This window comes from Iodobacter sp. CM08 (assembly GCF_033446605.1).
Classification (GTDB): domain Bacteria; phylum Pseudomonadota; class Gammaproteobacteria; order Burkholderiales; family Chitinibacteraceae; genus Iodobacter.
In genome coordinates this window covers 54,949-68,970 of record NZ_JAWQUO010000007.1, presented here as the reverse complement: position 1 = coordinate 68,970, position 14,022 = coordinate 54,949, and the positions used below count along the sequence as shown (strand labels likewise).

General features: G+C 48.9%; 12 protein-coding genes. 11 read left to right on the top strand and 1 reads right to left on the bottom strand.

The window, feature by feature from the left end:
• Position 1 precedes the first annotated feature (1 nt).
• The 11 genes from def (at position 2) to R6242_RS05355 (ending at position 12,938) form a co-directional block, all read left to right on the top strand.
• Positions 2–505 (top strand): peptide deformylase, encoded by a 504-nt coding sequence (def, locus tag R6242_RS05405; protein WP_318424722.1) that lies wholly within the window; start codon positions 2–4, stop codon positions 503–505.
• Between the two features lie 269 nt (positions 506–774).
• Positions 775–1,698, top strand: a complete 924-nt coding sequence (gene fmt, locus R6242_RS05400; protein WP_318424719.1) for a methionyl-tRNA formyltransferase — start codon at positions 775–777, stop codon at positions 1,696–1,698.
• Positions 1,699–1,818: 120 nt separating this feature from the next.
• Positions 1,819–2,664, top strand: coding sequence for a zinc metalloprotease HtpX (gene htpX / locus R6242_RS05395; RefSeq protein ID WP_293936441.1), 846 nt, complete (start codon positions 1,819–1,821; stop codon positions 2,662–2,664).
• 57 nt (positions 2,665–2,721) lie between these two features.
• Positions 2,722–3,996, top strand: a complete 1,275-nt coding sequence (gene rsmB, locus R6242_RS05390; RefSeq protein ID WP_293936443.1) for a 16S rRNA (cytosine(967)-C(5))-methyltransferase RsmB — start codon at positions 2,722–2,724, stop codon at positions 3,994–3,996.
• A gap of 24 nt (positions 3,997–4,020) precedes the next feature.
• Positions 4,021–4,671, top strand: coding sequence for a DUF4390 domain-containing protein (locus R6242_RS05385; RefSeq protein WP_318424716.1), 651 nt, complete (start codon positions 4,021–4,023; stop codon positions 4,669–4,671).
• Complete coding sequence (locus R6242_RS05380) at positions 4,664–6,802, top strand: sensor histidine kinase (protein WP_318424713.1); 2,139 nt, start codon at positions 4,664–4,666, stop codon at positions 6,800–6,802. The genes R6242_RS05385 and R6242_RS05380 overlap by 8 nt, the downstream gene beginning before the upstream one ends.
• Positions 6,795–8,096: a sigma-54 dependent transcriptional regulator gene (locus R6242_RS05375; protein ID WP_318424711.1), complete on the top strand. Its 1,302-nt coding sequence runs from the start codon at positions 6,795–6,797 to the stop codon at positions 8,094–8,096. Before R6242_RS05380 ends, R6242_RS05375 begins: the two co-directional genes overlap by 8 nt.
• Positions 8,096–9,067, top strand: coding sequence for a hypothetical protein (locus R6242_RS05370; RefSeq protein ID WP_318424709.1), 972 nt, complete (start codon positions 8,096–8,098; stop codon positions 9,065–9,067). Before R6242_RS05375 ends, R6242_RS05370 begins: the two co-directional genes overlap by 1 nt.
• Before the next feature lie 398 nt (positions 9,068–9,465).
• A complete protein-coding gene (gene trkA, locus R6242_RS05365; protein ID WP_308446363.1) occupies positions 9,466–10,833 on the top strand; it encodes a Trk system potassium transporter TrkA in 1,368 nt (455 codons plus the stop codon).
• Positions 10,833–12,302: a TrkH family potassium uptake protein gene (locus tag R6242_RS05360; protein WP_318424706.1), complete on the top strand. Its 1,470-nt coding sequence runs from the start codon at positions 10,833–10,835 to the stop codon at positions 12,300–12,302. Before trkA ends, R6242_RS05360 begins: the two co-directional genes overlap by 1 nt.
• 6 nt (positions 12,303–12,308) lie before the next feature.
• Positions 12,309–12,938, top strand: coding sequence for a LysE family translocator (locus R6242_RS05355; protein WP_293936460.1), 630 nt, complete (start codon positions 12,309–12,311; stop codon positions 12,936–12,938).
• Positions 12,939–13,153: 215 nt separating this feature from the next.
• Here the strand turns inward: R6242_RS05355 and R6242_RS05350 are convergent, their stop codons facing one another.
• Complete coding sequence (locus R6242_RS05350; protein ID WP_318424701.1) at positions 13,154–13,936, bottom strand: MetQ/NlpA family ABC transporter substrate-binding protein; 783 nt, start codon at positions 13,934–13,936, stop codon at positions 13,154–13,156.
• Positions 13,937–14,022 lie beyond the last annotated feature (86 nt).

Sequence of the window (14,022 nt, the reverse complement as noted above, 5' to 3'; positions counted from 1 at the left end):
TATGGCCATTCTAAACATTTTGCACTACCCCGACGACAGGCTTTACACCGTAGCAAAGCCTGTTACTGTATTTGACAAACACTTACAGCAATTTATTCTCGACATGGGTGAAACCATGTATGCCGCCCCAGGCATTGGCTTAGCAGCTACGCAAGTTAACACTCACCAGCGCGTTGTGGTGATTGATATCTCCGAAGAGAAAAATAGCCTCATGGCATTGGTAAACCCTGAAATCATCAAGATGGATGGCAAAACCATGTGGGAAGAAGGCTGCCTTTCTGTGCCTGGCATCTATGAAGAAGTAGAACGCGCTGAGCGAGTCACGGTTCGCGCTTTTGATGCCAAAGGCAAAGTTTTTGAATTAGAAGCCGATGGCCTACTGGCTATTTGCATTCAACACGAATTAGATCACTTGGACGGTAAAGTCTTTGTAGAAAAGCTTTCTAAATTAAAGCTCAACCGTATCCTACAAAAGCTTAAAAAAAACCAGCGTAAGACCATGTAACTGATGTTACGCACAAAGACTATTTGCCCACCAAAAACACTAAATACACGAAAAAAATGAATCAAACAGGGATAATTTCCCTCTGTTTTTTGAGCATGACACATAGATTATTCACCTGATAACTAGTTGATATTAAATAAAAATATCAAAATAAATAAGAAAAAATGCTCATGCCGCATTTGTTTGTGCTTTTGGTGTTTTTAGTGGACGGCATATTTTTTGATCTTGCTGCGTAACATCAGCATGTAATCCCCCTTGGTAGCTAAAAAATGAAAATCATCTTTGCCGGTACGCCGGATTTTGCCGCTTGTGCTCTGCAAGCGCTCATCAATGCGGGTCATGAAATTGCTTTGGTTTTAACCCAGCCTGATCGTCCTGCAGGCCGAGGGATGAAGCTAAGCGCCTCGCCAGTAAAAGCGTTGGCAGAGAAGCACGCCATTGCGGTTTACCAGCCAGAAAAACTCCGCACAGCCGAGCAACAAGCGCCGGTAGCAGCCATTGAAGCGGACGTGATGGTGGTGGCCGCTTACGGGATTATCTTGCCGCAAATTGTGTTGGATATGCCAAAGCTGGGCTGCCTGAATATCCACGGCTCGCTGCTGCCGCGCTGGCGTGGCGCTGCGCCTATTCATCGCGCCATCTTGGCGGGGGATACGGCAACGGGCATCACCATTATGCAAATGAATGCAGGGCTAGACACGGGGGATATGTTGTCTATCCATACCACCTCTATTGCGGCCTCTGACACCACCGTTAGCCTACACGATAAGCTGGCAGAAATAGGCGCAGAGGCCATTGTTGCTGCACTAGAAAACTTGCCAGCATTACAGCAAGCACGCCAAGTCCAGCCCGAAACGGGGGTGAGCTATGCAGAAAAACTGCGTAAAGAAGAATCTCAAATCGATTGGCAAAAATCCGCCGCCGAGCTGGATAAAATGATTCGTGCGTTTAACCCCTTCCCTACGGCTCAAACATTACTTGACGGGCAGGCATTAAAAATTTGGCAAGCGCAGCTTAAAGATGAAAATGGCCCAGCCGGAACCATCCTTAAGGCGGATAAAGACGGCCTCTTAGTCGCATGTGGCCAAGGATCTTTACTGATTACCGAGCTGCAAAAAGCGGGGAGCAAACGCGTTGCGGCCAGTGCCTTTTTAGTGGGAAACACCATTGAGGCGGGGCAAAAGCTAGGCTGACAAGCGCAAACAGCCTCCAAACAAAAGCGCTATTTGCCCACATTTCGCATAAGGATTGAATTTTCTTAAAAAAACATCATCTTATAAAGATTGAACCGTTTTTTTGAGAGAAAATATAATATGAATAACTGGCTAAAAACCACTATTTTGATGGCGGGCATTATTGCCCTCTTTGCCATGATCGGCGGCATGATTGGCGGTAAAAGTGGCATGCTGCTGGCGCTGCTATTTGGCGGCGGCATGAATGTGTGGGCTTATTGGAATTCCGACAAAATGGTGTTGCGCATGTACAACGCTCATCCTGTCGATGCCCATACTGCGCCAGAGCTTTACGGCATGGTCGAAGAATTAGCCAGAAATGCCGGCCTACCTATGCCTAAAGTGTATGTGATTGATGAAGACCAACCAAATGCTTTTGCTACCGGCCGCGATCCAGAACACGCCGCCGTTGCTGCCACTACTGGCATTATGCGGGTGCTGTCTTACCGTGAATTACGCGGCGTCATGGCGCACGAGCTGGCACACGTTCAACACCGCGACATTTTAATTTCCACCATTTCAGCCACCATGGCGGGGGCGATTTCTGCCTTAGCTAACTTTGCAATGTTTTTTGGCGGCAGAGATGAAAATGGCCGAGCCATGAATCCAATTGCAGGAATTGCCTTAGCCATTTTGGCCCCGATTGCAGCATCGCTGATTCAAATGGCCATCTCACGCGCCCGCGAATTTGAGGCGGATGCAGGCGGCGCACGCATCTCTGGCGACCCGCTAGCACTGGCCGACGCTTTACAAAAAATAGAGGCCCATGCGCGCGGCATTCCGATGCAAGCAGCCGAAGACCATCCTGCAACTGCACAAATGATGATTATCAACCCGCTGATAGGCGGTGGATTATCCGATTTATTTAGAACTCACCCACAAACCGCAGAGCGCATCGCCAGATTACATGCCATTGCGCGGGGTTAAGGCAGGGGCACGATACGCCGTGCCTCACCCCAAATCCAACATTACAAAGAGAATATTTTGTTAGCTACTCAAAAATTTGCCAGCCGTATTGTTGCCAGCGTGCTTGCTGGCCAGAATCTAAACGAAGCCTTGAACAAAGTTTGGCGTGAAGATCCTAGCCTGCTACCTCGCCAAAAAGGTGCTATTCAAGACGTGAGCTACGGCACACTGCGCCAGTTGGGCTTAATTGAAAGCATCCTTAAGCAACTACTGCAAAAACCTTTACACGAGCCTGAGCTTAAAGCACTGCTCTTGGTTGCCATTTACCAGCTGCAATTTAGCCGCGCCGCAGCGCACGCTATTGTGGATCACGCTGTCACGGTGGCCACACAAACCGGCGCTGGCCATGGCAAAGGTTTAGTCAACGGCGTATTGCGTAATTTCTTGCGTCAAAAAAACGATCTATTCAACATGGCGCAAAACAGCGAATACGGCCAGTACTCGCACCCCGCTTGGTGGATCTCGGCCATGCGAAAAACTTACCCAAAACAATGGCGCAATATTTTGCTCGCCAATAATCAACACCCACCGATGACACTCCGAGTGAACCTCAACAAAACCACCGCCAATGATTATATTGCGCTGCTGGCACTCGAGGAGATTGGAGCTAGCTCTAGTGATGGTCTATCGATTCAATTGCAAAGCCCAGTAGGTGTAGATCGTTTGCCACACTTTTTTGATGGCTGGGTATCGGTACAAGATTTGGGGGCGCAGTATGCCGCTCGTATTTTAGATGTGCAAGATGGGCAGCGCGTACTGGATGCCTGTGCCGCGCCTGGCGGTAAAAGTGGCCATATTTTAGAGCTGGCAAAAGTGGCTTTAACCGCCGTTGATAACGATGGAATCCGCCTAAGACGCGTACAAGAAAACATTGATAGGCTTGAACAAACGGCCACGCTGGTGCTTGGAGATGCAGCCCAGCCAGACGCTTGGTGGGACGGTCAGTTATTTGATCGCGTGCTCGCCGATGTGCCTTGCTCCGCCTCTGGTGTGGTGCGTCGCCATCCAGATATTAAGTGGCTACGCCGCAGCGGCGATTTTGCCGGATTTGCTCTCCAGCAAGCCCAAATGCTCGATGCCCTTTGGCCACTCGTAGCGCCGGGCGGCAAACTCCTGTACGCTACCTGCTCTGTTTTTGCAGCGGAAAATACCGAGGCAGTGAGCGCATTTGCCGCTCGCCATGCCAACGCAAAACAACTCCCTTTACCCGACTTCATCCCTGCAGATGGTCAGCTTTTGCCCACACCGGAACATGATGGCTTTTTCTACGCCCTTTTTACTAAAACGGCCTAAACGCCATAGTTTGCGTTTGATGCCATGCTGAAACCTAGCATGGTTGCCGCCTCTTATCTGCAAGGCCAGCGTCTGTTAAAGCTGGCTTTGTTTTGCATGGTTTGGCTCTGCTGCGCCATGACAGTTGTGGGCAACGCTTGGGCCGATGCTGGCGAGATTAAAGCGCAAAAAGTGGAAGCGAGTTTTGGCGATAATCGCATCGAGATTGCTGCTCGCTTTGATATATCCCTCTCCAATGATTTACAAGAAGCGCTTAAAAACGGCTTGTCACTGAGCTTTGTCTACGAATTTCAGCTGACTCGCCCGCGCATCTACTCTTGGTATCGGCAGATGGCCGATGGCTTTGGCCCAAACTCCTCCCTCAGCTATCAATTGTCTTACCACGCGCTTAGTCGACAATATCGGCTACACGTTGGCAGCTTTTACCGTAACTTTCAAAATATTAACGAAGCGCTCGCAGCGCTCGGCATTGTGCGCAATTGGGGCGTGCTTTACGACAGCAATATTGCCCGTGATAAAGCAGGGGATTTTGCAGGTAAAGTGCGCTTAAAGCTTGATCGCTCACGCCTACCTAAAACCTATCAGTTAACCGCCTTTGGCCATGAAGAATGGCAGCTAGAATCACCGTGGGTAGAGTTCACTAAGGTACGTGAAGAAGCCAGCAGCAATGAATAAACCCAAGCTACTACTACTGGCCTCGCTGGGGGCCATCCTTATTTTTCTACTGGCCACGGCCAGTGGTAACACCTCCGCTTTTGCCGAGTATTACGGCCTGCTGCTGGTGCTTAATTTATTACTCCTCAGCGGCCTGCTATTTTTAGTTAGCTTTCGCCTGATTAAGCTTATCCAAAAAGTACGCGCCAAAGTATTTGGCTCTCGGCTTACACTCAGAATGGTATTGATGTTTGCCTTGGTGGCTGTACTACCAGGCACGCTGGTTTACACCCTCTCCGTACAGTTTTTAAATCGTAGTATTGAAAATTGGTTTGATGTACGCGTCGATCATGCGCTTGATCGAGGGCTGAACCTAGGCCACAACGCCATTGATTATCAACTGGGTGATTTGGCCCGCAAAGCCACGGTGATTGCGCTCGATATTAGCGATGATAGCAGTGCTGGCATGCTCTCTAGGCTTGGGCGCTTACGCGAACAAACCGGCGTACAAGAGTTATCATTATTTGATGAATCTGGCCAAACTTTGGCGCATATTGGCGGCGAAAATGCCAGCCTTTTCCCCGTTCAGCCCGATCGAAACCAATTACGCCAAGCGATGCGGGGCCCCTTCAAAATCATCGAGCCCCATACCGATCAAGGCCTGAGCATGCGGGTACTGGTGGCCGTACGAGCCAGTAACTTTGGTGAGCGAACCCGCATCTTACAACTCATTCAACCCGTCCCCAAGCAATTAGCCGCCGATGCCGAGCTGGTTGAAAAAGTACGCAGTGATTACAAACAACTCTCGCAATCAAGGCGAGGGCTTAAACTTATTTACAGCTTAACACTGACGCTGGCACTGTTAATGGCCTTGCTAGGCGCGCTGGCCCTCGCTATTTACCTATCCGATAAACTAGCCGCACCGCTTTCGGTGTTAGCCGAGGGCACGCGTGCGGTTGCGGCGGGGGATTACTCGCAGATGCAGCCCGTGATCAGCCGTGATGAGCTAGGGATACTGACGCACTCCTTTAACCGTATGACACGGCAGCTTTCTGAAGCGCGTAGCACCCTTGAAACCCACCAGGCAGAACAAGCCGCGGGCAGAGCCCACCTTGGCGCGATTTTGGGATCTCTTTCGGCAGGTGTATTATCATTTGACGATGCTTGGCAGCTGCGCTCTTCCAACCAAAGTGCCTTAAGAATTCTAGGAATAGATCCAGAAAGAATTGGTGAAGAACCGCTTTCAAACTGGCATTTAATTTATCCAGCACTTACACCATTTTGTGCTCAGATCTCAGATAGATTACTATCGGAGCAAGATCACTGGCAACATCAGTTAGAATTAGCAAATACGAAACGGGTTTTACATGTACGTGGCACCCGTTTGCTAGATCAACAAGACTCATCTCACACCGGTTTTGTGGTGGTATTTGATGATATTACTGAGCTTCTTTCCGCGCAGCGCGATGCGGCTTGGGGCGAGGTAGCAAGGCGTTTGGCGCATGAAATTAAAAACCCGCTTACACCCATTCAGCTCGCCGCAGAACGCATGGAACACAAGCTTGCTGATAAACTAGATGCGGCCAGTGCCGAGCTGCTATCGCGTAATACTCAAACCATTGTGCGCCAGGTTGGAGCACTTAAAGATATGGTGGATGCGTTCCGTGATTATGCGCGGCAGCCGAGCGGCAAGAAAAAGCCACTCGACTTTCAACGGCTGTTAACTGAAATTTTAGTGCTCTATGAAGCCTCACCCTTGATCTTAAAACAGATGAGCCATGAGTCTTTAATCGTGCTTGGCGACGCTACCCAGCTGCGTCAAGTGATCCATAACCTCTTACAAAATGCTCAAGATGCTATCACTGGGCAAGAGAATTCCGAAAAACCGAATCGGATTTGCCTTAAGATGGAAAAAAACGAGCGATTTGCAAGCTTAACCGTATCAGATAGTGGCAGTGGTTTCCCTGCAGAAATCTTGCCTCGGGTATTTGAGCCCTATATAACCACCAAGATAAAGGGGACTGGGTTAGGTTTAGCCATCGTTAAAAAAATAATCGAAGAACATCAGGGCCGAATACAGGCCGGCAACAGGGATGAAGGTGGCGCTTGGGTTCGTATCGAGCTGCCCCTCGCGGAGGAAGCAATTGGCTAGTCAGGATATTTTGATCGTCGACGACGAAGTCGGCATTCGTGAATTATTGTCAGAAATTCTGCAAGATGAAGGCTATGGCATTGTTTTAGCCGAAAATGCAGAAGCTGCTCGCAAAATCAGAAATCAATCTCAGCCACGCTTGGTGCTATTGGATATCTGGATGCCAGATACTGATGGGATCACGCTGCTTAAAGAATGGTCGCGAAATGGTCAGCTCACCATGCCTGTGGTGATGATGTCTGGTCACGCGACTATTGATACGGCGGTGGAAGCCACCCGTATTGGCGCGCTTGATTTTTTAGAAAAGCCAATTGGTTTGCAAAAACTATTGGCTACGGTAAAGCGTGCGCTTTCTTTACCTAGCGAAGTGGCTCCGCGTGCGCCAACTTTAGAGCGATTAGGCTCAGGGCAAGCGATTCAAGAATTGCAGGCAACCTTAAGCCCATTGCGTGGTAAAACCGGCCCAGTCTTACTGCTCGGTTTACCTGGCGTTGGGTTTGAGCACTGTGCACGCTATTTAAATCAAGGTAGCGCGCCGTTTATTTCGCCTCCTTCGAATGAAGACTTGGCCCAAGCTCCCCAAGAATTACTCAATAAAGCCGCGGGAGGGATCTTATTTCTGCGTGATTTAGCGTGGTTAGATCGCCGAGCACAGATCGGTTTAAAAAGTATTCTGCCAAGATTAGAAAAACAACGCGTGCGCTTAGTGTGTGCTTCTAGTAAGCCACTGAGTGTTTTGGCGGGGCAAATTGAGCCAGAGCTACTCAATTTTATTTCGCAGCTCAGCATTGCCATTCCCGCTTTATCAGAGCACCGCGAAGATATCCCTGCCTTGGCAGAAAAGCTGCTGAATGACGCCATTGGCATGCATAAGCTAGGCCCGCGTTACTTTAGCCCCTTAGCTTTGCAATTATTATCCCGCCAAGATTGGGCCGGTAATTTAGATGAGCTGGCCAATGTGGTAAAAAGCGTGGCAATTACCAGCCGCGATGGTGAAATAGATAGCGCGCCACTGGCCCGCTTGCTTTCCCAGTTTTCACCCAATGGCAGCATGCATAGCGAAAGCCACAGCCAACACGTAACTGGCTTGCCAAATATTGATCTCAGCCTGCCGCTACGTGAGGCACGCGATCAATTTGAAAAGCTCTATATCGAGCGGCAAATTGATTTATCTAACGGTAATATGAGTCGTGTGGCAGAAAAAGTCGGCCTAGAACGTACTCACCTTTACCGCAAGCTAAAGCAACTGGGTATTGCGGTGCCAAAAAAGCAGCGCAGCACTGAGGAAGAGTAATGCCGCTTATCCCCTGTGATATAGACCGCTTAATTGCGAGTGCAGATGAAATCCTTGCATTGCAAGCCAACGAGGGCCTGCAGCTGGCTAAGTTGGCACAAATGCAAGCACATTCCATTGGCTATATCCAAGGGGAAATTCGGGCAGGGCTGATTTTAGGCAGGGCCCAACTGATATTAGGCGAGCTGCAAAGTGCCTTAAATACTTTGCAGCACACCCTACTGATGGCGGTGGATGGCTCCTTAGAAAAAGTGCAGCTGCTAGAGCAAATTGCGCGCTGTCATTTTGACCTTGGTGACTCCACCCTTGCGGCTAAGCTTTGGCAAGAATGCGCGCAATTAGCGCAAGAGCAGCAGCACTATAGCCCGCTGATTCATGCGCATATTGGCCTAGGCCAAGTTTATTTTGGCTTTGAAAACTACCCCTCAGCCCTGCATTCACACTACCAAGCGTTTGATTATCTACACACCAGTAGCAATACAGAACTACGCTGCCGAGTTTACGCCAATATTGTGGTGGATTTACTCAGCCTAGAGCGCCTAAGCGAAGCCGCCGCCATGCTGCAACGCCTACAAGATGCGGCGCTCACCCAGCGCAGTCTTAGCACCGATATAGAAACCTATCGCTTAAAAGGCCTACTCGACTTAGCCAATCAGCAGGTGGCAGACGCAAGAATCCACTTTGCCTCCGCCTTAAAAATTTGCCAATTACAAGCCAACCCATGGAGTGAGGCCATGAGCTTGCTTAGCTTAGGCCGCTGTGATCTGGCCGATCAAGAATGGGCCAGTGCCCTAGCCCATCTGAACCAAGCCCTCGACTTAGCCTGTGGATTACAAAACCCACACTTACTATGCAAAATTCATTTTGCCCTAAGCAGCTGCTATGAAGGGCTAAATGAGCTACATACCGCTAAAACCCACCTCACAGAATATCTGCAATACAAGCAGCTATTACAGCCCAAAGTGGCTTAAGTCTGCCCGATAAGAGCGCATCGCAAGCAACCTAGTTTAAACAATTCAATGCCTCAAGGCGTAATACTTTTACTGTGCGATCTAAACCTACCACATGCAAAGATGATCACGCCCTAAGGTAAAGTTACTCCCCCTCTAGCTAGGGTCTGTTGACGTTTCATTCACGGCTGCGTTGGCTACAGCTTTGGGGCTGAGCCGCGATAAAAAACAGATGGCTGTCTTCAACAACATATTTTTCTCTATAAAACTCCGCACTCTATCTATTTCTAGATAATTCAATACTTGGGTTTTTACTGTGTAACACTCCCCTATAAATTGCATCAACAACACCCCATACTCTAAGCCCTACGCTATCCTTCAAATGCATTAAAACTTCGCATGGAATAATCGTGTCAAATATCTTAATTCTTGGCGCTGGCCGTGTTGGCGCATCAGTGGCTGAGCAGCTAGTGCATGAGCGCTATCACGTCACCATTGTGGACGAAAACCCAGAGCAGCTTAAGCCGCTGGCTGATCGGCTCGACCTACGCACCTTGGTTGGCCACGCCGCCAGTCCTGCCGTGTTGGCAGCAGCAGGAGCGGCCGATGCGGATTTACTGCTGGCCGTTACGCCACTGGATGAGCTCAATATGGTGGCTTGTAAGATTGCTTACGAGTTATTTAATGTGCCCACTCGCCTTGCGCGGATTCGTGACCCTGATTTACTGGCGCGGCCAGAGCTATTTACCGACAATAATTTTGCGATTGATCATGTCATCACCCCCGCGCAAATTGTGACCGACTATTTAGTGAGCCTAGTAGAAACCCCCGAAGCGTTACAAGTGCTGGATTTTGCCGGTGGCAAGGCGCAACTGGTGGCGATTCGGGTAGAGGCTGGGGCGCATATGGATGGCCAAGATTTAGCCACGCTGGATCGACTGTTACCTAAAATTGATCGACGCGTAGTATCAATTTACCGCAAGAATCGCCGTGTGCACCCTGATGGCAATACCGTGTTACAAGTGGGAGATGAGGTATTTTTCCTCGCCGCCACCGAGCATATTCGCGCCGTAATCAAAGAAATGCGTGGCACAGAAAAAGCCATCAAACGCATTACGCTTTCCGGCGGTGGCAATGTAGGTTATCGCCTAGCGCAAACCCTGCAACACGATTATCAAGTCAAATTAATTGAAGCCAACAAAGAACGCGCCGCTTGGCTAGCCGAAGCGCTACCGTACGCCTTGGTGCTACGGGGCGATGCCACCGATGAGGCGTTATTAGAAAGCGAGCTAATTGAGCGCTGCGATCTTTACATGGCGCTCACCTCCGATGATGAAGACAATATTATGTCTAGCCTTTTGGCGAAACAAATGGGGGCGCGCAAAACCATCGCCATTATTAATCGCTCGCGTTATGTAGACCTTTTGCAAGGCGGCAAGATTGATGTGGCCATTTCCCCTGCCATTGCCACCATCGGCTCACTACTTGCCCATGTTAGAAGCGGTGATGTTGTGGCAGTGCACAGCCTGCGGCGCGGTGCGGCAGAGGCAATGGAAATCATCGTGCACGGCACGCCTGCCACTAGCCGCGTCGTTGGTAAAAAGATCGATGATATTAAGTTGCCCTCAGGTGCTGATTTGGCCGCCATTGTGCGCGGCAACAAAGTGATCATTGCCCATGGCGACACCATGATAGAAAGCGATGATCATGTGATTTTATTTGTGGATAACAAAGCGCATATTCGCGAAGTAGAACAACTATTTGCCGTAAAACTTGGATTTTTCTGATGCAGCTAACCCAACGTATTTTTCCCACCATTAATATTTTGGCGCGGGTTGCCGCTATTTTTTCGCTATGGATTTTGATTCCGATTACCGTGGCTTGGTGGGGAAACGATGCAGGGCTGCAGCCTTTTATCACCTCTCTAGCTAGCTTACTGCTGTTTAGCGGAGCCTTAAGCCTGCTCACTCATCGCTATAAGCGGGAAATGAAATCACGGGATGGTTTTATTTTAGTGGTCGGGCTTTGGACCACCCTGCCCGCCGTGGCGGCGCTGCCACTGATGCTATTTGATACGCAGCTCTCCTTTACCCACGCCTACTTTGAAACCATGTCGGCGCTTACCACCACCGGCGCAACGGTACTCACCGGCCTAGATCAGCTACCCGCATCAATCAATCTATGGCGGCACCTGTTAAATTGGTTGGGCGGCATGGGGATTATTGTGCTGGCGGTGGCGATTCTGCCCATGCTGGGGGTGGGGGGAATGCAGCTATTTAAAGCCGAAACCCCAGGTCCAATCAAAGATTCAAAACTGACACCTAGAATCCGTGAAACCGCCAGAAACCTTTGGATAGTCTACGCAGGCCTCACGCTGGCTTGCGCCCTGCTGCTTAAATTTGTAGGTGGGATGAGCTGGCTAGATGCAGTTTGCCATGCCTTTGCCGCCATGTGCTTAGGCGGTTTTTCTACCCACGATGCCAGCGTAGGCTTTTTTAACTCGCCCATTATCGAGGCGATTCTCATCGTATTTATGCTGCTGGCCGCTACTAACTTCGCCACACATTATCTAGCACTAACCGGGCGCAAATTTTCCACTTACTGGAAAGACTCTGAATTTAAAGCCATGATTGTGCTGATTGTGGTGAGCACCCTCGGCAGCGCAGCCTATCTAGTATGGCAAAAAACCTATGGCGACTATCTCACCTCGCTCAGGCATGTGGCCTTTAATCTGGTCTCTATCGCCACCGATTCTGGTTTTGCCAGTGTTGATTTTGGCCAGTGGCCAATCTTTGTGCCCTTACTGATGCTGTTTTTATCCTGCATCACCGCCTGCTCCGGCTCCACTGGTGGTGGGGTTAAAATGATTCGCACCTTGATTATGCTGCGCGAATCTAAACGGCAAATGTCTACCCTGATTCACCCCAATGCAGTTCACCCTTTGCGCGTCAATGGGATGTCCATTCCTGGCAATATTGTCTTTGCGATCATGGGCTTTGTCTTTTTATACTGCATGAGCATCGTTGGGCTGACATTTATATTATTGATTTCTGGCCTCGATTTTTTATCTAGCTTTACCGCCATCATTGCCTGCATCAATAATGCTGGCCCCGGCCTTGGCGTGGTTGGCCCCGCATCTAACTACGGCGTGCTCAGCGATTTTCAAATCTGGGTATGTAACTTTGCCATGCTGCTTGGCCGCTTAGAAGTATTCTCGGTACTGATTTTATTTACCCGCGCTTTTTGGAAATCTTAATCTGATATGGATGTATTTATCACCGGTTTTTTACTTTCTATTTCCCTCTGTTTAGACCTTGGAATCGTTAATGTTGCCCTGATCGACACCAGCCTAAAACACGGCCCCCGCCCAGCAATGTGGATGGGGCTGGGCTCTTGTTTTGGCGATTTGGTTTGGGCGGTAGTGTCCTTGCTAGGTATGAGCGTATTACTGCAATTTACCGCCGTTAAATGGGTAACTTGGCTAGGTGGCGGCTCACTGCTGCTGTTTCTTGCCGTTAAAATGGCACGCCAAGCTTGGCAAGATGCCAAACAAATCGAAAGCACCCAGCTGCCTGCCTCTGGCCGCCGCAGTATGTTTGGCAAAGGCATGATGCTGGCGATGGCCTCACCCTCTTCCATTCTTTGGTTTGCTGCTGTTGGTGGTAGTTTAATTGCCCAAGCCACTGATGGCAGCCTGCTTGCAACGATGCGCTTTTTAAGTGGCTTTTTTGCAGGCGGCATGGCATGGACGCTGCTAATGGTTTACAGCGCCACCCACGGTGCCAAACTATTTGGCCAACGCTTCACCCAAGGCTGCCTACTCGCCTCTGCTCTGCTTTATCTTTGGTTTGCTGGGCTGGTGCTGGTCAATGGCTATCGTAATCTGCTGTAAATTAGGCGCGCCTTCTTAGCTAGAGGGCTTTCGCCACCTGTCTTTTACCTAGCCGCTTATAGACTAAAAACCGCCTTCTTTATTGCACCGCACTTTTTATTTAAATGATAACCATTGATGCAATCTACATAAATGAAATCGCCCTGCTATCTATTTAATTAAATAAAAAAAATAGGGGCGCTGCATGCAGCGCCCCTATTTTATAAATTACTCAATTAAAACGCTGGAACTACCGCACCTGCGTATTTTCCCTCAATAAAGGTTTTTACTTGTTGGCTGGTTAATGCTGCCGCTAGTTTTTTAATAGCTGCGCTGTCTTTGTTATCAGGGCGGGCTACAAGGTAATTCACATAAGGCGAGCTGCGATCTTCTAGCGCTAAAGAATCTTTAACCGGATTAAGCTTGGCTTCCAAAGCGTAATTGGTGTTAATCAAAGCCAAATCAACTTGATCTAACACGCGCGCTAACATGGCTGCGTCTAATTCTTTAAACTTCAACTTCTTTGGATTTTCGCTGATATCTTTAGGTGTTGAAAGTGCATTTGTTGGGTCTTTTAGCTTAATCACGCCCGATTTTTGTAGCAATAATAAAGCACGGCCACTATTGCTGCCTTCATTTGGAATGGCTACCGTTGCACCAACTGGCAAGTCTTTTAGTGATTTATATTTATGCGAATACGCGCCAAATGGCTCTACGTGTACGCCGGTTACAATCACCAAATTAGTGCCCTTGCCTTTGTTAAAGTTATCTAAATAAGGCTTAGTCTGAAAGTAATTTGCATCGATATTTTTTTGATCAACTTGCAAGTTTGGCTGTACATAATCGGTAAATACTTTAATTTGTAAATCTACGCCTTCTTTAGCTAAAAGTGGCTTAATCAATTCTAAGATTTCTGCGTGCGGAACCGCAGTTGCGGCAATAGTGAGCTTTTCTGCAGCTTGTGCAAAACCAGTGGCCAATAAAGCAGCGAGCGCGCTAATAACTAAAGTCTTTTTCATGGTATTTACCTGTGAGGTTTTAAATTGCATTCATTTAGTATCGGCTGGCGCCTTGATCTGTCTGGATTCTAGCAAGGCATGTATTT